19 protein-coding genes are annotated in these 18,653 nt (G+C 67.8%); 13 read left to right on the top strand and 6 right to left on the bottom strand.

Features of this window, described 5'->3' with window-relative positions; translation table 11 throughout:
* Window positions 1–67: 67 nt before the first annotated feature.
* Entirely contained in the window at window positions 68–1,939 is a 1,872-nt protein-coding gene (uvrC, locus tag AC07XS_RS07900) for an excinuclease ABC subunit UvrC (RefSeq protein WP_182713996.1), read from the top strand.
* A gap of 7 nt (window positions 1,940–1,946) precedes the next feature.
* Here the strand turns inward: uvrC and AC07XS_RS07895 are convergent, their stop codons facing one another.
* The gene (locus AC07XS_RS07895) at window positions 1,947–2,801 is read right to left on the bottom strand and encodes a LysR substrate-binding domain-containing protein (RefSeq protein WP_182713982.1); all 855 of its coding nucleotides are present in this window, start codon (window positions 2,799–2,801) and stop codon (window positions 1,947–1,949) included.
* Window positions 2,802–2,896: 95 nt separating this feature from the next.
* Between AC07XS_RS07895 and AC07XS_RS07890 the strand changes: the two genes are divergently transcribed.
* The 5 genes from AC07XS_RS07890 (at window position 2,897) to pgsA (ending at window position 6,020) form a co-directional block, all read left to right on the top strand.
* Complete coding sequence (locus AC07XS_RS07890) at window positions 2,897–3,871, top strand: sodium-dependent bicarbonate transport family permease (protein WP_182713983.1); 975 nt, start codon at window positions 2,897–2,899, stop codon at window positions 3,869–3,871.
* A 95-nt stretch (window positions 3,872–3,966) separates the two neighbouring features.
* The gene (locus AC07XS_RS07885) at window positions 3,967–4,593 is read left to right on the top strand and encodes a carbonic anhydrase (RefSeq protein ID WP_182713984.1); all 627 of its coding nucleotides are present in this window, start codon (window positions 3,967–3,969) and stop codon (window positions 4,591–4,593) included.
* Between the two features lie 43 nt (window positions 4,594–4,636).
* Window positions 4,637–4,924, top strand: a complete 288-nt coding sequence (locus tag AC07XS_RS07880) for a type II toxin-antitoxin system ParD family antitoxin (RefSeq protein WP_182713985.1) — start codon at window positions 4,637–4,639, stop codon at window positions 4,922–4,924.
* The gene (locus AC07XS_RS07875) at window positions 4,921–5,376 is read left to right on the top strand and encodes a PIN domain-containing protein (protein WP_182713986.1); all 456 of its coding nucleotides are present in this window, start codon (window positions 4,921–4,923) and stop codon (window positions 5,374–5,376) included. Before AC07XS_RS07880 ends, AC07XS_RS07875 begins: the two co-directional genes overlap by 4 nt.
* Window positions 5,373–6,020 (top strand): CDP-diacylglycerol--glycerol-3-phosphate 3-phosphatidyltransferase, encoded by a 648-nt coding sequence (pgsA, locus tag AC07XS_RS07870; protein ID WP_182713987.1) that lies wholly within the window; start codon window positions 5,373–5,375, stop codon window positions 6,018–6,020. The genes AC07XS_RS07875 and pgsA overlap by 4 nt, the downstream gene beginning before the upstream one ends.
* Here pgsA and AC07XS_RS07865 read toward each other — a convergent pair.
* A complete protein-coding gene (locus AC07XS_RS07865) occupies window positions 6,017–6,541 on the bottom strand; it encodes a retropepsin-like aspartic protease family protein (protein WP_054764950.1) in 525 nt (174 codons plus the stop codon). The two genes, pgsA and AC07XS_RS07865, sit on opposite strands and share 4 nt — an antisense overlap.
* 88 nt (window positions 6,542–6,629) lie before the next feature.
* Complete coding sequence (locus AC07XS_RS07860) at window positions 6,630–6,848, bottom strand: DUF1289 domain-containing protein (RefSeq protein WP_321208006.1); 219 nt, start codon at window positions 6,846–6,848, stop codon at window positions 6,630–6,632.
* A gap of 155 nt (window positions 6,849–7,003) precedes the next feature.
* Here AC07XS_RS07860 and AC07XS_RS07855 point away from each other — a divergent pair, with 155 nt between their 5' ends.
* Together AC07XS_RS07855 and AC07XS_RS07850 are read left to right on the top strand one after the other, a co-directional pair.
* Window positions 7,004–7,156, top strand: a complete 153-nt coding sequence (locus tag AC07XS_RS07855) for a hypothetical protein (protein WP_007390126.1) — start codon at window positions 7,004–7,006, stop codon at window positions 7,154–7,156.
* A gap of 115 nt (window positions 7,157–7,271) precedes the next feature.
* Entirely contained in the window at window positions 7,272–8,069 is a 798-nt protein-coding gene (locus AC07XS_RS07850) for a crotonase/enoyl-CoA hydratase family protein (RefSeq protein ID WP_182713988.1), read from the top strand.
* 9 nt (window positions 8,070–8,078) lie between these two features.
* On the opposite strand, the gene AC07XS_RS07845 is transcribed toward AC07XS_RS07850, so the two are convergent.
* Genes AC07XS_RS07845 through AC07XS_RS07835 form a run of 3 tightly spaced genes read right to left on the bottom strand, consistent with a single transcriptional unit; the run spans window position 8,079 to window position 11,040 of the window.
* Window positions 8,079–9,092 (bottom strand): HlyD family secretion protein, encoded by a 1,014-nt coding sequence (locus AC07XS_RS07845; RefSeq protein ID WP_182713989.1) that lies wholly within the window; start codon window positions 9,090–9,092, stop codon window positions 8,079–8,081.
* 26 nt (window positions 9,093–9,118) lie between these two features.
* The gene (locus AC07XS_RS07840; RefSeq protein WP_152949665.1) at window positions 9,119–9,874 is read right to left on the bottom strand and encodes an ABC transporter ATP-binding protein; all 756 of its coding nucleotides are present in this window, start codon (window positions 9,872–9,874) and stop codon (window positions 9,119–9,121) included.
* On the bottom strand, window positions 9,871–11,040 hold the full coding sequence (locus AC07XS_RS07835; protein ID WP_152949664.1) for an ABC transporter permease: 1,170 nt from the start codon (window positions 11,038–11,040) through the stop codon (window positions 9,871–9,873). Before AC07XS_RS07835 ends, AC07XS_RS07840 begins: the two co-directional genes overlap by 4 nt.
* A 210-nt stretch (window positions 11,041–11,250) precedes the next feature.
* On the opposite strand from AC07XS_RS07835, the gene AC07XS_RS07830 reads away from it, so the two are divergent.
* From AC07XS_RS07830 to AC07XS_RS07810, 5 genes are all read left to right on the top strand, one after another.
* Window positions 11,251–13,338, top strand: a complete 2,088-nt coding sequence (locus tag AC07XS_RS07830) for a S46 family peptidase (protein WP_054764944.1) — start codon at window positions 11,251–11,253, stop codon at window positions 13,336–13,338.
* Between the two features lie 181 nt (window positions 13,339–13,519).
* Window positions 13,520–15,601, top strand: a complete 2,082-nt coding sequence (locus AC07XS_RS07825; RefSeq protein ID WP_182713990.1) for a S46 family peptidase — start codon at window positions 13,520–13,522, stop codon at window positions 15,599–15,601.
* On the top strand, window positions 15,598–16,107 hold the full coding sequence (locus tag AC07XS_RS07820) for a GNAT family N-acetyltransferase (RefSeq protein WP_182713991.1): 510 nt from the start codon (window positions 15,598–15,600) through the stop codon (window positions 16,105–16,107). Before AC07XS_RS07825 ends, AC07XS_RS07820 begins: the two co-directional genes overlap by 4 nt.
* Before the next feature lie 232 nt (window positions 16,108–16,339).
* Complete coding sequence (locus tag AC07XS_RS07815; protein ID WP_182713992.1) at window positions 16,340–16,915, top strand: TetR/AcrR family transcriptional regulator; 576 nt, start codon at window positions 16,340–16,342, stop codon at window positions 16,913–16,915.
* Complete coding sequence (locus AC07XS_RS07810; RefSeq protein ID WP_182713993.1) at window positions 16,915–18,621, top strand: MFS transporter; 1,707 nt, start codon at window positions 16,915–16,917, stop codon at window positions 18,619–18,621. Before AC07XS_RS07815 ends, AC07XS_RS07810 begins: the two co-directional genes overlap by 1 nt.
* The last annotated feature ends 32 nt before the right edge of the window (window positions 18,622–18,653 follow it).

Below are 18,653 nucleotides of genomic sequence, written 5' to 3'. Positions count from 1 at the left end.
CTGACACTTCCCCCGCAAGCGGGGGAAGGACATGCGCCGCCTCGCGCGAAGCCCTATATCCATCCCGATGACCGAGGAGACGCTCGATTCGACATTGAAGGCCGCCGCCCTGATCGCCGACGAGGCCCGGCGCGCGCCCGACAAGCCGGGCGTTTATCGCATGTATGGCGAGGACGGCTCTTGCCTGTACGTCGGCAAGGCCAAGTCGCTGAAGAAGCGCATCGTCCAGTACGCCCAGGGAAGGTTCCACACCCAGCGGATCGGCCTGATGGTCTCGCTCACCCGGTCGATGGAGCTGGTGGTCACCGCCACCGAGACCGAAGCCCTGCTGCTGGAATCCAACTTCATCAAGAAGCTGAAGCCGCGCTTCAACGTCGTGTTGCGCGACGACAAGTCCTTCGCCGAACTGATGATCCGCAGCGACCACCGCGCCCCCCAGATCCGCAAGCATCGCGGCGCCCACACCACGCCGGGTCAGTATTTCGGGCCCTTCGCCTCGACCTGGGCGGTGAACCGGACCCTGAACACCCTGCAGAAGGCCTTCCTGCTGCGCTCCTGTTCGGACAGCGTCTATGAGACCCGCACCCGGCCCTGCATGCTGCACCAGATCAAGCGCTGTTCGGCGCCCTGCACCGGTCTGATTTCGCTGGAGGACTACGGCGAGCTGGTCGACGAGGCCGAGGCCTTCCTGCGCGGCAAGTCGCGGGCCGTCATCAGCCGCCTGTCGCAGGAGATGCAGGCCGCGTCCGACGCCATGGATTTCGAACAGGCCGCCCGGGTCCGCGACCGCATCCGCGCCCTGTCCGCCATCTCGATGGAGAACTCCGTCAGCGCCGACAGCGTGGCCGAGGGCGACGTCTTCGCCCTGCACACCGACGGCGGCCAGGCCTGCGTCCAGGTCTTCTTCTATCGCGCCGGCCAGAACTGGGGCGGGCGCGCCTATTTCCCGCGCGTCGACAAGACCGACACCGATCCGGAGATCCTCGGCGCCTTCCTGGGCCAGTTCTACGAGGACAAGCCGATCCCGCGCCTGATCCTGTCCAATGTCCGGCCGCACGAGTTGGAACTGCTGGAAGAGGCCTTCTCGATGAAGGCGGACCGCAAGGTGGAGATCGCTCGGCCGATGCGGGGCGAGAAGCTGGCCCTGGTCGACCACGCCCTGACCAATGCGAAAGAGGCCCTGGGCCGTCGCCTCGCCGAAAGCTCCGCCCAGGGCAAGATCCTCGACGAGGTGTGCGAGGCCTTCGGCCTGGAGGCCCGGCCCGAGCGGATCGAAGTCTATGACAACGCCCACATCCAGGGGACCAATGCGGTGGGCGGCATGATCGTGGCCGGCCCGGAAGGCTTCCAGAAGTCCCAGTACCGCAAGTTCAACATCCGGGGCGAGGACCTGACGCCCGGCGACGACTACGGCATGATGCGCGAGGTCATGCGCCGCCGCTTCGCCCGTCTGATCAAGGACGAAGAGGAGGGCGAGGAAGTGGTGCGCCCGGACCTGCTGCTGATCGACGGCGGCGCGGGCCAGCTGGCCGAGGTTCTGGCCGTTCTGGCCGACCTGGGCCTGGACGACATCACCGTGGTGGGGGTCGCCAAGGGACCGGATCGCGACGCGGGGATGGAGAAGTTTTTCATGCCCGGCAAGCCGCCCTTCATGCTGCCGCTGAAGTCCCCGGCCCTCTACTATCTCCAACGGCTGCGCGACGAGGCCCACCGTTTCGCCAACGGCGCCCACGCCAAGCGCCGCTCGATGGACATCCGCAGGAATCCGCTGGACGAGATCGAAGGGGTCGGCCCGGGCCGCAAGAAGGCCCTGCTCCACGCCTTCGGCTCCGCCAAGGGCGTCGGCCGCGCCTCGGTCGCCGACCTGGTCAAAGTGGACGGCGTCAGCCAGGCCCTGGCCGAACGCATCTACGCCTTCTTCCATCCCCAGGCGCGGTGATTCAGGGCTAGGCGCGATCCGGCGCACGCTCCAGGCTTCGAAACACCTCCTGCGCCAGCAGCTTGGCGGGACCGCCCGAGCCGCGCGCCGACACCAGGGCGATCTCGCTGTCGTGCAGGGCGGGCAGGGTCTTCACCACCGCCAGATCGCGCGGCGCCATGGCGGCCGGCAGAACTCCGACGCCCAGCCCCGCCCGCAGCGCCGCCATCTGACCGGCAAGACTGGGCGAGGTGAAGGACGCCCGAAATCCGATTCCCGCCGCCTCCAGCGCCTGTAGCGCGCGCTTGCGATAGATGTCCGGCGCAGGCGCGATAATGAGGGGCAGCGGCGAGGCCTCCGCGACCGAGGCGTCCTGGGCCACCCAGACCAGCGGCTCGCTCCACACCTTCAGCCCCAGGTCGGCGCCCCCGGCCTCGCGCTTGACCAGGGCCAGGTCCAGCAGTCCGCGCGACAGCTGATCCAGCAGATTGGCGGTGTAGTCGCACGTCACCGACAGCCGGATGCGCGGGTGGCTGCGCGCGAAGGCGCCCAATATGCCCGGCAGATGAACCGTGGCGATGTCTTCCGGCGCCCCGAACCGCACCTCGCCCTCGGGCTCGCCGTCGCTCAGGGTGGCGATGATTTCGTCGTTCAGCTTCAACAGCCGCCGCGCCTGGGGCAGCAGGGCCGCCCCCTCGGTGGTCAGTCCCACGCGTGCGCCCCCCCGGTCCAGAAGCGGCGCCCCGAGCTGCTGCTCCAGGCGGCGCATCTGCAAGCTGACGGCCGGCTGGGTCAGGCCGCGTTGCTGGGCCGCCCGGGTGAAGCTGTGGGTTTCGACCACCGTCACGAAGGTCCGCAGCAGGTCGATGTCGAGACTGGTCATGCCATAACTGTTCGTTATGCCGCACATCAAGTCAATAAACTGGCGCGTCTGGCGCGGGGCGGGCAAAGGGCCCGCCACTGAGTTTTGGAGCCCCCATGCCCGATATCGCCGCCAGTCTCGGACTGCTGTCCTCGCCCGCCATCCTGTTCTTCTTCGTGGGCGCGGCGGCGGCCTTTGCTCGATCAGACCTGTCCATACCGGAGCAGGTCGCCAAGGCGATCTCCCTTTATCTGATGCTGTGCATCGGCTTTCGCGGGGGTGTGGAAGCGCGCGAGGCTGGGCTTCAGGGCGACTTTCTGACAGCCGGGGCTCTGGGATTGGCGCTCAGCGCCCTCATGCCGCTCCTGGCCTTCATCCTGCTGCGGTGGACGTCGCGACTGGATCGTCCGACCCTGTGCGCCCTCGCGGCCACCTACGGATCGGTGTCGGTGGTGACCTTCGCCGCCGGTCAGCAGCATCTGACCGCCCTGGGCCTGGCGCCCGGCGGCTATATGGCGGCGGTGCTGGCCCTGATGGAGACGCCGGCGATCCTGACCGCCCTGGTCCTGATGCACGGCGCCGGTCGCGAGCCGTCGACCGGCCGGGGCGTCGTCCTGCGCGAAGTTCTGGTCGGAGCGGCGACGGTGATGCTGCTGGGCAGCTTCCTGGTCGGCCTCATTTCAGGCGAGGCGGGGCTGAAGAAGCTGGACCTGTTCGTCAATCCGCTGTTCCAGGGCGCCCTGTGCTTCTTCCTGCTGGACCTGGGTCTGACCGCCGCGCGCAGCCTGATGACGGATCGGCGCAAGCTGACCTGGCCGGTGATCGGTTTCGCCCTATGCTTCCCCGTCCTGTCGGCAGGCGTCGCCCTGGCCCTGGGAAGACTGGCCGGTCTCGGACTCGGCGACGCAGCCATGCTGGCCGTCCTCGCGGGCTCGGCCTCCTACATCGCCGTGCCCGCCGCCATGCGGGTCGCGGCGCCCAAGGCCGATCCCGGCGTCTTCGTCACCGCCTCCCTGGCCGTGACCTTTCCCTTCAACCTCGTGATCGGCATCGCCCTCTATACGGCGGCCGCAGTCTGGCTGTGGGCCTAGACGCCTGACCGAAGGGGTGCGGAACTGGAGAGGCGACGGCGATTTTCCCGTTTTCACCTCTCCCCCGCCCCGAGATTGGGTCCTATACCCGCCCCATGTCCGATCCGTCCAAAGATCCCCTCTTCTCCGGCTACCGCCGTTTCCGCGCCGAACACTGGCCCGAGGCGCATGCCGAGTACGAAACCCTGGCCGAAAAGGGCCAGAAGCCGCACACCCTGATCGTCGCCTGTTCCGACAGCCGCGCCGACCCGGCCCTGATCTTCGACGCCAAGCCGGGCGAGCTGTTCGTGGTCCGCAACGTCGCCAATCTGGTGCCGCCCTATGAGCCGGACGGCAAGCTGCACGGCGTCTCGGCGGCCCTGGAGTTCGGGGTCAAGGTTCTGGGCGTCAAACGGATCGTCGTCATGGGCCACGCCCACTGCGGCGGGGTCAACGCCATGATCAACGGCGCGCCGGACGTCGTCGCCGACTTCGTGGCCCCCTGGATCGCCCAAGGCACGCCGGTGGTTCAGCACGTCGCCGAAACCGTCGCGCCGAACGAACTGGAGCGCGCCGCCGAAGAGGCCGTGGTGCGTCTGTCGATCCGAAACCTGCGCACCTTTCCCTGGATCGCCGAGCGTGAAGCCAAGGGCGAACTGGAGCTCAGCGGGCTTCATTTCGGAATCGCCGACGGCGTCCTGACCGCCCTGACTGACAAGGCGAGGTTCGAGCCGTTGGGGTGACGACCGCCTTCCCCGGCTCGCCTATTCTTGTTATGTTCACCCCATGGCCACCAACGTCCACCTGACCCCGGAATTGGAGCAGTTCGCTCGAGATCGTGTGAAGACAGGCCGCTATGCCAATATGAGCGAAGTGGTTCGCGACGGTCTGCGCCTTCTGCAGGATCAGGAAGTGGCGCGTCAAAGCGCGGAAGCCGCTCGACGGGAAGAACTGGCCCGGCAGCAGGAAGAAAGCGCGCGCCGTCAGCTGGCGTTCAAGGCCATGTTGGACCGGTGGAGCGCCATGCCCTCGATCGACATAGGCCCCTGGACCCGCGAAGAGCTGTACGATTGAGGATCGCCCTCGATACGAACGTCATCGTCTACGCTGAAGGGCTCAACGGTCCCGCACGACGCGCTGCGGGCAGACGACTGATCGACCGGCTTCATGCGGATCATGAGCTCATTGTCGCCGCCCAATGCCTGGGAGAGTTGCACCGCGTCCTGGCCGGCAAGGCGCGAATGACACCCGCAATGGCGTCGGAGATCGCGGACAGTTGGCGACGCCTCGCAATCGTGCCCGCGACCAGCGAAGCCGTCGTCTTCTCGGCCTTTGAACTAGTCGCCACCCACCCGCACCAGATCTGGGACGCCATCATCCTATGCGCTGCCGCCGAAGCCGGCTGCGGCCTTCTGCTTTCCGAAGACATGCAGGACGGCTTCGTCTATCGAGGCGTCACCGTCGCCAATCCGTTCGCGGAGACGCTTCACCCCCTGCTCGCGTCCCTGCTGGAGATCCCGTCATGACCGCGCCCGCCCTCCGCGCCAATCCGATCCCCAACATCCTGACGGGCATCCGCCTGTTCGCCGGGGTGGTGATGTTCGCCATGCTGGCCGGCGCCGCGCCGGGGGCTCTGGACGCCTGGCTGTCGCCGGCAACCCAGCTGAAGTTCGGCCTGTGGGCCTTCTGGATCTTCGTCATCGCCGCCTCGACCGACTGGGTGGACGGCTTTTTGGCGCGGCGCTGGAACGCCACCACCCGCTGGGGCGCCATTCTGGACCCGATCGCGGACAAGGTTCTGATCACCGGGGCCATTCTGGGCGTCTTGGCGTCCGGCTCCCTGCCGGGCATCGCCCTGCCCTGCGGCCTGATCCTGTTCCGTGAGTTCGCGGTCTCGGCCCTGCGCGAGACCATGGCGGGGCGCATCGAACTGCCCGTCACCCTGGCCGCCAAATGGAAGACCACGGTCCAGATGGTGGCGCTGGCGGCCCTGCAACTGACCCTGCTGTGGGACGCCTTCGGCCTTCAGAACGAGGACGGCTCGCCCCTGTCCTGGCAGCCGGCCTTCGAATCCTTCGCCGTCTTCCTGATCTGGTTCGCCGCCGTCATCACCCTGTGGACCGGCTGGCAGTATTTCCGCGAAGCTCGGCGTCAGATGCAGGATCTTTAGGGTCTCAGCGTCAGACCCGCAGGCGTCGCCTCAAAGGCCGACAGCCGCCCCAGATAGCTCATGCCCAACAGGGAATAGGCAAGCCCCTCTTCGACCACCAGGGCCTGGACCCGCTCGACCCGCGCGCCTGCGACCGAGACCGCCGCCAGTTCGACGGGCGCGGCGCGGGCCAGGCCTGAGGCGGTCTGCACCCGCCCCGTAAAGGCGTCCGGCTCCGGATCGACGCCCAGCCGTCGCGCATCGGCCCGCGTCAGGGCCACCACACTGGCGCCCGTGTCGATCAGAACCCGCACGGCCCGGCCCTCGATCGTCGCCTGGGCCCAGTAGTGACCGTCCGGCCCCTTCACCACCTGGGTCGCGGTCCCAGAAGCCGGCGCGGGCGCGACGACGAGGCGTTCCGGCTGGGCCGCCGCCAGGGCGGGGTCGCCGCCGTCCAGGTGACGGATCGCCAGGGCCGTCGCGAACGAGGCCGCCAGAGAGGCGCCCAGCACGACGACAGACTGAAGATCGATACGGATCATGCCCTTTCAATAACCGTCGCCCGTTGGGATGCGGTGAAGCGACGTGGCTGACGAAGTCTTAAACGCCCATCCCCCCGACCCCGCCCCCTCAGCCCAGTTTGGCGGGGTCGATCCGGCCGCGCCGCGACGGCAGTTCCGCCATGATCCGCGTCCGCTCTTCCTCCCCCAGGGCGCGCCAGCCGGCGATCTCCTTCAGGGTTCGAAAGCAGCCCAGACACAGGCCGCTTTCACCGTCGATGGCGCAGACCATGACGCACGGCGTGGCGATCGCCTTCGGCGGAAGCCGGGGCGGGCTGGGCGCGCTCAACGCGACATCTTCATAAAAATTGCTCCGGTTACTGACTTAAAAATTTGCATTTTGGACGGAGATGGCTATCTTGGTCATCGACGCGAAACGACTGATGGTGAGATCCCTAGGTACGACGCGTCTCTTTTCATCGTTCTGCGAAAGGAGACGCCAAGATGAACGATAAGGAGCGCAACCTCCAACACGCCATGATGTCCTTCGCCCTGTGGGGCGGGATGCTGGTCAACAGTCGGCACATGCCGTCTAACTCGGGACGGGCGGCCAGCCATCCGTCCAACTTCGTACCCTATACGCCCAAGAAACGCTGACGGCTTCGCGAGCCGGACGTGCAGGAGCCCCGGTCCCGACCGGGGCTTTTGCAATTCCGACCTTGCCTGACGCGACGGCGGCGGACGATGAGAGGGGGAACAAGGGAGACGACCCATGGGGCTGATTGCCGAAACCCGCCAGGGCGCGGTGCTGATCTGGACGCTGGACCGTGAGGCGCGGCTGAACGCCCTGCCCGACCTGGGCGACGGCGACGAATTCGCTGAGGCCTGCGCCCGCGCGAATGCGGACATGACGGTCAAATGCGTCGTCCTGACCGGGGCGGGGCGGGCCTTTTCAGCCGGGGGCGATCTGACCGCCATGCGCGACCGACGCGACCTGTTCGAAGGCTCGGGCGCGGAGATTCGCGTCCGCTATCGCCGCGTCGTCCACCGGATCGTCCGCAGCCTCTATGATCTGGAGATTCCGCTGGTCTCGGCGGTCAACGGCCCGGCCATGGGCTTGGGCTGCGGCATCGCCGCCACAGCCGACATCCGCATCGCTTCGGACCGGGCCAGCTTCGGCGTGCCGTTTCTGAAGCTGGGCATCATTCCCGGCGACGGGGGCGCCTGGCGGCTGCCGCGCGACGTCGGCTACGCCCGCGCCGCCGAAATGCTGTTCACCGGCCGCAGCATCGACGCCGAGACGGCCGAGCGCTGGGGCCTGGTCAACCGGGTCGTGGCGCACGACCGGCTGATGGACGAGGCCCTGACCATAGCCGGTGAAATCGCCGCCCAGCCGCCCCAGGCCCTGCGCATGGCCAAGACCCTGATGCGCCAGGGCCGCGACCAGACCTTCGAACAGATCCTGGAGCTGTCGGCGGCCATGCAGGCCCTGGCCCATATGACCGACGACCATCAGGAAGGCGTCAAAGCCGTGCTGGAAAAGCGGCCGGCGGATTTCACCGGCCGCTGATCCGATCCCTTACTTCTGCCCCGCCGGGCGCATGGCCTGGTCGGGGCCGACGCCGGCGGCGACTGGACGGGCGACGCCGGCTTTTTGACCGGGCTTCATGAACTTCACCAGGACGCGCTGGCCGATCAGGAAGGGGGTGTCGTCGGCCGAGACCACGACCTCGACCACCCGTTCGTCGGTGCGGGCCGAAGGGTCTTCGGACTGCAGCTGGCGGGCGCCGAAGACGGCGGCGCGGCGCAGGACGCGGCCCACCGAAATCTTGGTGGGATCGCCTTCGGGGGTCAGTTCGACCTCCTGGCCGACGGTCACGTTGGGCAGGTCGGCCTCGACGATCTCGGCGCGAACGATGCGGTCGGTCTCGGGCTCCAGATCGAACATGGCCGTGACGTTCAGGGTCGAGGCGCCGGCGCCCGGCTGGGCGTAGCGGCGGGCGATGCGGCCGTTCATCGGGGCGCGGATCACCGTCAGCTCCTGATTATAGCGCGCCTCGTCCAGGCGGGACTGGGCGGTCTGGACGGCGGCGTTCTGGGACGCCATACGGGCCTCGGCCTGGGCGATCTGGTCGCGGGCCTGGTCCAGACGCTGGGCGGCGACGAAGTTGGTCGCGGCCAGTTTCGACAGCCGCTCATATTCGCGGCGGGCCGTCGCCAGCTCCACCCGCGTCATGCCCAGCTGGGCGCGCGCCTCGGACACCGCAGCCGCCGCGCTCTGGGCCGCCAGACGGGTCTCGTCGTCTTCCTGGCGGGCCAGGATCTGGCCGGCGACCACCTTGTCGCCCTCATTGACGAAGACTTCGCGGACCACGCCGCCGCGACGGGCGGCGACCTTGATCACCCCGCCCTCGACGTCGGCCTTGCCGTTGGCGATGGCGGCGTAGGGGCTGTCGATCTTCTGGGCGGCGGCCTTTTCGACCTCGGCCTTCTTGGCGGCGCCGGCCTTGCTGAAGGCCATGAAGCCGACGACCAGGACCACGATCAGGATCAGGCCGATCCAGAGCCATTTGTTTTTGAGAAAGGCGGGCATGACGGTTCAGTCCGTTCGAAAAGAGCTTAGTGGGACGCCAGCTGGGCGTCGGGATCAGGGGTGCGGCGTTGATCGTCCAGAATCTTGCCGTCTTCGATGTGGATGACCCGGTCGGCCCAGGCTTCCAGGCGCGGGTCGTGGGTCACGCAGATCACGGCGGCGCCGTGTTCGGTGGCGGCCCGGCGCAGCAGTCGAATGACCACCTGGCCGTTTTCGCCGTCCAGCGCCGAGGTCGGTTCGTCGGCGAACAGGATCTGCGGGTTCTTGGCCAGGGCGCGGGCGATGGCGACGCGCTGCTTCTCGCCGCCCGACAGGGCGCTGGGCCGCTGGTTCAGACGATGGCCCAGGCCGACCTCTTCCAGGGCGGTGGTGGCGCGCTTCTTGGCCTCCGACGGCGACAGGCCCTGATATTTCAGCACCGTCATCACCTGTTGCAGCGCCGTCAGCGACGGAAACAGGTTGAAGCCCTGAAAGATGAAGCCGCAGTGATCCAGCCGGAACTTGTCGATCCGGCCCGAGCCGTATTTCCACAGGTCGTCGACGTCCAGAATATCGACCCGCCCCTCTTCAGGCTTCAGCAGGCCCGACAGATTGGCGATCAGGGTCGACTTGCCCGAGCCGGACGGCCCCATGACCATGGTCAGGTCGCCGTGGCGCGCGTCGAAATCGACGCCCTTCAGCACCTCGACCCAGCTGCGGCCCGTCTTGAACCGCTTGACCAGACCCTTGGCCTCGATGGCGAAATCGCCGTGCTTGCCGTGGACTTTGGTATGAACGCTCATCGCAGCAGGTCCGCAGGCTGGCTCTTCTTCAGGACGCCCAGCGACAGGAAGCCGGACAGGAGGGCGATCACCACCAGCATGGCCGAGACCATCATCACCATGGTGGGCGGGAAGGACATGGTCAGGCCCGAACCCGCGGCCAGCAGGCTGACGGCCCAGGTCAGGGCGAAGGCCGCCAGAACCCCGGCGATACCGACCCAGAAGCTGAGTTCCAGCACGATCCGCCGCAGCGACCCCATGGACACGCCCAGAGCCCGGAGCGAGGCGAACTCCTTGATGTTCGCCATGATGGCGCCGCGCAGCGTCTGCCAGGTGATGGCGACCCCGATCAGAATGCCCAGGAACAGCGAGAAGCCCAGCATGATGGCGATGAAGCTCTCCTTCATCATCGCCCCCTCATTGGCCTTGGCCAGGTCCTGGCGCGTCCAGGCCTTGAACTGGCCGTTGGAGATGGCGTTCAGCTGGGCCACCACGATCGGGGCGCGCGAGGGATCCTTGATCTGGACCATCAGCGGCCCGACCCGTTCGCCGGTATTGGCCTCGCCCAGCATCCGCAGGGTGTCGCGTGACATGACGACCGTGGCCTGCATCATATTGGGATAGCCTTGGGTCACGGCCGCGACCCGCACGGTCTTGCCGTTATAGGTGGCCTGGTCGCCCAGTTTGACGCCCAGCCGTCCCAGGGCGGTCTGGTCCACCGCCACCGCATAGGGCTGGCGCAGGGCCTCGACCAGATCGTCGGAATAGTCGACGGGCACCGTCACCGCGCCGGGCATGGCGTCGATGGTGGTGACGTTGACGAACTCCATCTTCTTGGCGCCGGGGGCGGCGGGCTCGGCGCCCGGCTCCTTGTCCTTGACGATGTTCTGCCAACGCCCGCCGGACCCGTCCAGGTCGGCGACGGCCAGGACTTCGGGGTGCTGATAGACCACCGGCATGATGCGCCGCGGCACGCCCGAGGGGCCGCCGTTGAACAGGGCCGTGGCCCCGGGGCTCAGGATCATGATGTCGGCGCGGGCGCGGTCGATCTGGGCCGTGAAGGCCTTGCCGATCCCCATGAACATGCCGACCTGGGCCAGCACCAGCAGGCCGGAAAAGGCGAGCGCCACAATGGCCGCCATGTAGCGGCGCCACTCGTAGAGCAAGGTTGATAATGCAAGCGACATGGTCGTCGATAAACCCCCGGTATGGGGTCTATCTGACCGGCGCGTGCCTCAGCGCCAAGTTAAATCGGGGTAAGGCTTCGCATCGGCGCGATTGCGAGGGACCGATCGCCGGGCTATCGGCGTCTGGCTCTTGGCGGCGTCGATGAAACGGCGCTAGTTACAAGATAACAGCGGATCAGCCCGGTCCCGCGCTCTGGAGGAAGTTTCCAAATGTCCCTGCCGTCCCTTCGTCTCACCGCCTCGCTGGCCGCCCTCGGCGCCGCGACCGTCGTCCTGTCCGCGCCTGCGACCCCCGCCAAGGCCGATGAGGGCATGTGGACCTTCGACAACTTCCCCATCGCCACGGTGAATGAGAAATACGGCACGAACCTCGACCAGGCCTGGCTGGATCGGGTGCGCAACGCCGCCGTGCGTCTGCAGGGCTGTTCGGCTTCGCTGGTTTCGGGCGAAGGCCTGATCCTGACCAACCACCACTGCGTCGTCAGCTGCGTTCAGGACCTGTCGGACGCCCAGAACGACTACGTCAAGAACGGCTGGATGCCCGCGACCCGCGAGGAAGAGAAGAAATGCCCCGGCCAGACGGCCGAGATCCTGACCGACATCACCGACGTCACCGACCGCGTCACCGCCGCCGGCGCCGGGCTTGAGGGCGCCGCCTTCGTGCGCGCCCGCGCGGCCGAGATCGACAAGATTCAAAAAGAAGTCTGCGGCGACGATCAGAAGCTGACCTGCCAGGTGATCAGCCTCTATCGCGGGGGTCAGTACAAGCTCTACAAGTTCCGCAAGTACGAGGATGTGCGTCTGGTCTTCGCGCCCGAGTTCCAGGCGGCCTTCTTCGGCGGCGATCCGGACAATTTCAACTTCCCGCGCTACGCCCTGGATGCGGCCTTCCTGCGCGCCTACGAGGACGGCAAGCCGGTCTCCACGCCGAACCACCTGACGTGGAACCCCAATGCGCCCAAGGAAGGCGACGTAACCTTCGTCGCCGGCAACCCCGGCTCGACCTCGCGCCTGTTGACCATGGCCCAGCTGGAGGTCCTGCGCGATCAGCAGCTGCCGATCACCCTGATCCAGACCTCGGAACTGCGCGGTCGCCTGCTGGAATATGCGACCACCAGCGAAGAGGCCAAGCGGGTCTCGGTCGATCCGATCTTCGGCCTGGAGAACAGCTTCAAGGTCTATTACGGCCAGCAGGGCGCCCTGACCGACCCCGCCTTCATGGCCAAGAAGCGCGCTGAGGAGCAGGAGCTGCGCCAGCGCGTCGCGGCCGACCCCGCCCTGGCCCAACGGATCGGCGACCCCTGGGCCGAGCTGGAGCGCGCCGCCGCCGCCCAGCGCGACCTTTACCTGCCTTATCGCCAGCTGGAATCGGGTCCGCGCTCGCAGCTGTACAGCTACGCCAAGGCCATCGTCCGCGCAGCCAAGGAGCGGGCCAAGCCGGCGGCCGAACGCCGCGCCGGCTATTCCGAGGCGGACATCGCCGCCCTGGGCCGCCGCCTGGCGCAGGACGCCCCGATCTCCGACGACATCGAGAAGATTCAGATGTCGTTCTGGCTGTCCAAGACCCGCGAATATCTGACGGTGGACAATCCCAGCGTTAAAGCCCTGCTGGGCAAGGAAAGTCCCGAGCAGATCGCTGAGCGCACCGTCGAGGGCACCCGCCTGGCCGATCCGGCCTTCCGCGCCGAAGCCTTGGCCATGACGCCGGAACAGCTGGCCGCCTCGGGCGATCCGATGATCCAGTTCGTTCTGGCCAATGACGACGCCGCCCAAGCCGTCCGCACCCAGTGGGAAGCGGCCGTGTCCGGCCCGACCAGCCGCGCCGCCGAAAAGATCGCCCAGGCCCGGTTCGCGGTCTACGGAACCAACCTCTATCCCGACGCCACCTTCTCCCTGCGCCTCTCCTACGGCCAGGTTAAGGGCTGGACCTATCGCGGCGTGACGGTGGAGCCCTTCACCTATATCGGCGGTCTGTACGAGCGGAATACGGGCGCCGAGCCCTTCAACGCGGCCGAGGACTGGCTGGCGGCCGAGGGCAAGGTGAACAAGTCGACCGTCTATGACTTCGTCTCGACCAACGACATCATCGGCGGCAACTCCGGCTCGCCCGTCATCAACGCCAAGGGTGAAGTCATCGGCGCCGCCTTCGACGGCAACATCCACTCGCTGGGCGGCAGCTTCGGCTATGACGGCGAGCTGAACCGCACCGTCACCGTCTCGACCGCCGCCATCACCGAGGCGCTGCGCACCGTCTACAACCAGCCGCGCCTGCTGCGCGAACTGGGCGTGCGGCGGTAAGGCCGGGTCATAAAGTCTCCTCCCGCTTTGCGGAGAGGGGTACCGCGTAGCGGTGGAGGGGCTCTTCACCACCGCACCGGCGCCTGTCATGTATCTCAGAGCCCCTCCGTCACGGCGCGAAGTCGCGCCGCGCCGCCTCCCCATCGCGGAGCGATGGGGAGGAGACTTCAAGGACCATCCCATGCGCCTCGCCCTTCTCGCCTCCGCCGCCGTCGTCGCAGTCGCCTTCGCCACTTCGGCCGGCGCCGAAGAAGGCATGTGGACCTACGACAACTTCCCCATCGCCCGCGCCAATCAGACGCTGGGGACCAATATCGACCAAGCCTTCCTGGACCGCGTCCGCCTGTCCTCGGTCAAGTTCGGCGGTTGTTCGGCGGGCGTAGTCTCGGGCCAGGGCCTGGTGATGACCAACAATCACTGCGTCGCCACCTGCGTCGCCAACCTGTCCACGCCCCAGGTCAACTACGCCGAGACCGGCTTCCTGCCGAAATCGCGCGAGGAAGAGCTGAAATGCCCCGGCGCCACCGCCGAGATCCTGACCGATATCTCGGACGTGACCGAGCGGATGCACAAGGCGGGCGAAGGGCTTGAAGGCCAGGCCTTCACCCAGGCCCGCGACGCCGAGGCCGGTCGGATCGAAAGCGAAGCCTGCGGAAACGACCCCAAGATCCGCTGCCAGGTCGTCAGCCTGTACCGGGGCGGCCAGTTCAAACTCTACAAGTACCGCAAATATTCCGACGTCCGCCTGGCCTGGGCGCCTGAGGATCGGGCCGCCACCTTCGGCGGCGATCTGGACAACTTCTCCTTCCCCCGCTTCGCCGTCGATGCGGCCTTCATCCGCCTGTACGAAGACGGAAAGCCGGTCGAGACCCCGACCCATTTCGCCTGGAACCCAAACAAGCCGACCGAGGGCGAGGCCGTCTTCATCTCCGGCAACCCCGGCGCCACCCAGCGTCTTCTGACGATGGACCAGCTGACCACCATCCGCGACGTGGTGCTGCCGCTGGACCAGTTGATCGCGTCCGAGCTGCGCGGCCGGCTGATCCGCTATTCCGAAGAGGGCGAGGAGCAGGCCTTCATCGCCATGGACCCGATCGTCGGTCTGGAAAACACCTATAAGCGCGGGCGCGGTCGCATGGCCGCCCTGATCGACCCGGCCTTCATGGCCAGAAAGGCCGAACAGGAGGCCGACTTCCGCGCCCGCGCCGCCGCGTCCGGCGTCGATCCCTGGTCGGCGCTCAGCGCGGTCCAGCCGGTCGCCCGCGAACTCTATCCCTCCATGGCCCTGCTGGAGGGCGGCACAGGCCTGGGCACGACCTCGGTCGCCGGGGGATCGCAACTGTTCAGCTATGCCCGCACCTTGGTGCGCAGCGCCCAGGAGCGGGCCAAGCCGTCCGACCAGCGTCTGCCCGAGTTCGCCGACAGCCGCCTGTCCGGCGTCGAATCCCGCCTGTTCGCCGAACGCCCCACCTATCCGGAACTTGAGCAGATCCGACTGGAGTGGTGGCTGTCCAAGACCCGCGAATGGCTGACGGTCGACAACCCCTCGGTCCGCACCCTGCTGGGCAAGGAAAGCCCCGAGGGCCTGTCGGCGCGTCTGGTCGCCGGCACGACCCTGGCCGACCCGGCCGTGCGCCGCGCCCTGTGGACCGGCGGTCTGGCCGCGATCCAGGCCTCGACCGATCCGATGATCCAGTACGCCCTGGCCATCGACGCCGACGCCCGCGCCGTTCGCGACGCCTGGGAGACCCGCGTCCAGGCCCCGACCGACCGCGCCTCGGAACAGCTGGCCGCCGCCCGTTTCGCCGCCTATGGCGACGCCGTCTATCCCGACGCCACCGGCACCCTGCGCCTGACCTACGGCCAGGTCGAAGGCTCCGACGTTCCGGGCCAGAGGTTCGCCGCCTTCACCACCTTCGCCGGCCTGTGGGACCGCGCCACGGGGGCCGAGCCCTTCGCCGTCGCGCCCAAACTGCTGGCGGCCAAGGACCGGATCGACCCGAACGCGGTGATGGACATGGCCGTCTCGACCGACACCATCGGCGGCTCTTCCGGCTCGCCCGCCATCAATGCGAAGGGCGAGATCATCGGCGCCAACTTCGATTCCACCGTCCTGACCCAGCGCAACGCCTATGGCTATGACCGCGCCGTCAACCGCAGCGTCATCGTCACCACCCAGGCCGTCACCGTAGCCCTGCGCGACGTCTATGGCATGGATCATCTGGTGCGGGAGCTGGGCGTTTCCCAAGACCGGGAGCGGTGAGCGAGATCGCCTTCCGCGCGGCGACACTCGACGACGTCGCCGCGCTTCATCCCCTGATCGAGCGGGCCTATCGGGGCGAGACGGCCAAGGCCGGCTGGACCCACGAGGCGGACCTGCTGTTCGACACCCGCACCAGCGCCGAGGAACTGTCGGCCCTGATCGCCGATCCCGACCGGGTCATTCTGCTGGCCCACCGCAACGGCGCCCCGATCGGCTGCGTCCAGGTGGCCCGCGTCGGCGACGGCCGGACCTACCTCGGCATGCTGACGGTCGAGCCCATCCTGCAAGCCTCCGGCCTGGGCCGCCGTCTCCTCGCCGCCGCCGAAGCAGAGGCCGTCGCCCGCTTCGCCGCCCGCCGCATGGAGATGACCGTCATCCATCGCCGCGTCGAACTGATCGCCTGGTACGAACGGCGCGGCTACCATCCCACCGGCGAAACGCGCCCCTTTCCCATCGACCCGCCCCGGCCGGATCTGGACTTCGTGGTGCTGGAGAAGGGGCTCTAATTCCTTCCTTCTCCCATGGGGAGAAGGTGGCCCGAAGGGCCGGATGAGGGCCCGCCGGCGGGCCGGTTCGCACCACCGCGCCCTCACCCTTTGGCTGCTTCGCGGCGCCCTTCGGGTGGCGCAAGACTGATCGCTACGCTCTCAGGCGCTCAAGCCCTCTCCCGCTGGGAGAGGAATCTTCGAAGACCTCCCCTTGCAAAACGGACACTCGTGTCCATTTAAGCGCGCCACCATGTCGCGCCCCGCCCCCAAACCTCTCCGCAAGGACGTCATCCACAACCGCGCCGCCCTGCTGGACGCCGCGCGCGCGGTCTTCGCCGACCAGGGTCTGGACGCGCCGCTGGACCTGATCGCGGAAAAGGCCGGCGTCGGACGCGGCACCCTGTATCGCCATTTCGCCGACCGCACCGAACTGGCCCTGGCCGTGCTCGAAGCCGACGTCGCCGACCTGGACCGCCGCACCGCCGAACAGGGCGAGGTGCCGGAGACCTTCTTCTGGTTCCTGGACCGGTTGGCCGAGGACATGATCCGCAACGCCGGCCTGGCGGGCCTGGTGCGGAACGTTCGGTCGCCCGACGCGCTTACGCCCCTGCGGCAAAGCTTGATGGAGGCGGGCGCCGCGCCCCTGGCGCGGGCCCAGGCGGCCGGTCTGGTGCGAAAGGATCTGCGACCGATGGACATCCGCCTGATCGCCACCCTGCTCGGCGCCGGCTTCCAGGGCGCGGACGAAGCCGAGCGCCAGGCGGTCTCCCAACGCACCCGCGTCCTCATCCTCGACGGCCTGCGGCCCCGGCCCGAGGCGTCCTGATGCCCCGCCGCGCCGATCACAACTGGCATCTGCCGTGGGACCAGTATCTGGCCACGCTGAAACCCCACGAGCGCCCCACCCTGCCCGGCTCGCCCGCCACGCCCGACCACACGGCCTGGCTGAGGTTTCAGTACGCCCTGACCGGCGTCTTGGTGGCCCTGGTCGGCAGTCTGGGCAATGCGGCTGTGACCGCCAATCTGACGAGTCTTCAGGGCTCTCTGGGAATCACCCCCAGTGAAGCCGCCTGGCTGCCGGTCGTCTTCGTCATGACCAACGCCTGCATGAACCTGATCCTGTTCAAGTTCAGACAGCAGTACGGCCTGCGCCTGTTCACCCAAATCTGCCTGACCGCCTTCGTCGTCACCTGCGCCGCCCACCTGGCGGTCGACAACTATGAGTCCACCCTGTTCGTCCGGGCCGTGGCCGGCATGGCGGCGGCGGGGCTCAGCAGCCTGGGCTTCCTCTATATGATCCAGGCCTTTCCGGCCCAGCACCGGTTGAAGGGCCTGGTGATCGGCATCGGCCTGTCCAGCTTCGCCGTACCCATCGCCCGCCTGATCATGCCCAGCCTGCTGGAGCTGAACGACTGGCGCGCCTTCTACACCTTCGAACTGGGCATGGCGCTTCTGGCCTGGGCGGCGGTGCAGGTGCTGCGCCTTCCACCGTCAGAACGACTGAAACTGTTCGAGCCGCTGGACTTCGTCACCTTCGCCCTGTTCGCCCCCGGCGTGGCCCTGCTGGCCGCCGTTCTGGGCCTGGGCCGGATCGTCTGGTGGACCGAGGCCGCCTGGATCGGCTGGGCTTTGGCGGGGGCGATCCTGCTGCTGACCGCCGCCCTGATGATCGAATACAACCGCAGAAATCCGCTGATCAATGTGCGCTGGCTGACCGGCCCCGACATCCTGCGCCTGTTCGGCGCCATCCTCTTGATCCGCATCACCCTGTCGGAACAGACCTCGGGCGCCGTGGGCTTTCTGACCGTTGTGGGCCTGGGGCCGGATCAGCTGCACGGCCTGTTCCTGGTGATCCTGTTGGCCATGATCGCCGGCACGGCGGTCGCCGCCCTGACCCTGGACATGACGCGGCTGAACCTGCCCATCGCCATCGCGCTCGGTCTGATCGCCGTCGGCGCCTTCATCGACAGCCACGCCACCGTCCTGACCCGCCCGGCCCAACTCTATCTCAGCCAGGCCCTGATCGCCTTCGCCTCGGCCCTGTTCGTCGGCCCGGCCCTGCTGATCGGGGTCGGCAAGGTGCTGCAACAGGGGGCGCGCAACATCATCAGCTTCATCGTCATGTTCAGCGTGCTCCAGAACCTGGGCGGCCTGGCCGGCTCGGCCCTGATCGGCACGATCCAGGTGGTGCGCGAGAAATTCCATTCGAACCAGCTGGCCGCCGACATCACCAGCCTGGACCCCCAGGTGGTTCTGCGCCTGCGCCAGCTGTCCGGCGCCTACGCCTCGACCGTCACCGATCCCGCCCAGCTGAACGCCGAAGGCGCAGCCCTGCTGACCCGCCAGGTGACGCAACAGGCCAATGTCCTCGCCTATAACGACGTCTTCCTGATCATCGCCGGGGTCGCCGGCCTGGGCTGCGCCTGGGTGACGGCGGTCCATCTGCGCCCCCGCCTCAAGGCGCGCCGTCAGGCCAGACGTGACGCCCGAACCCCCGCGCCCGAGGCCGCAACCGCCGCCGCCGCCGACTGATCCCTGAGAGCCCCCGATGACCGACACCGCCC

The sequence above is a fragment of the Brevundimonas sp. GW456-12-10-14-LB3 genome (genome assembly GCF_059424365.1).
This window is presented reverse-complemented; position numbering and strand designations above follow the sequence as displayed.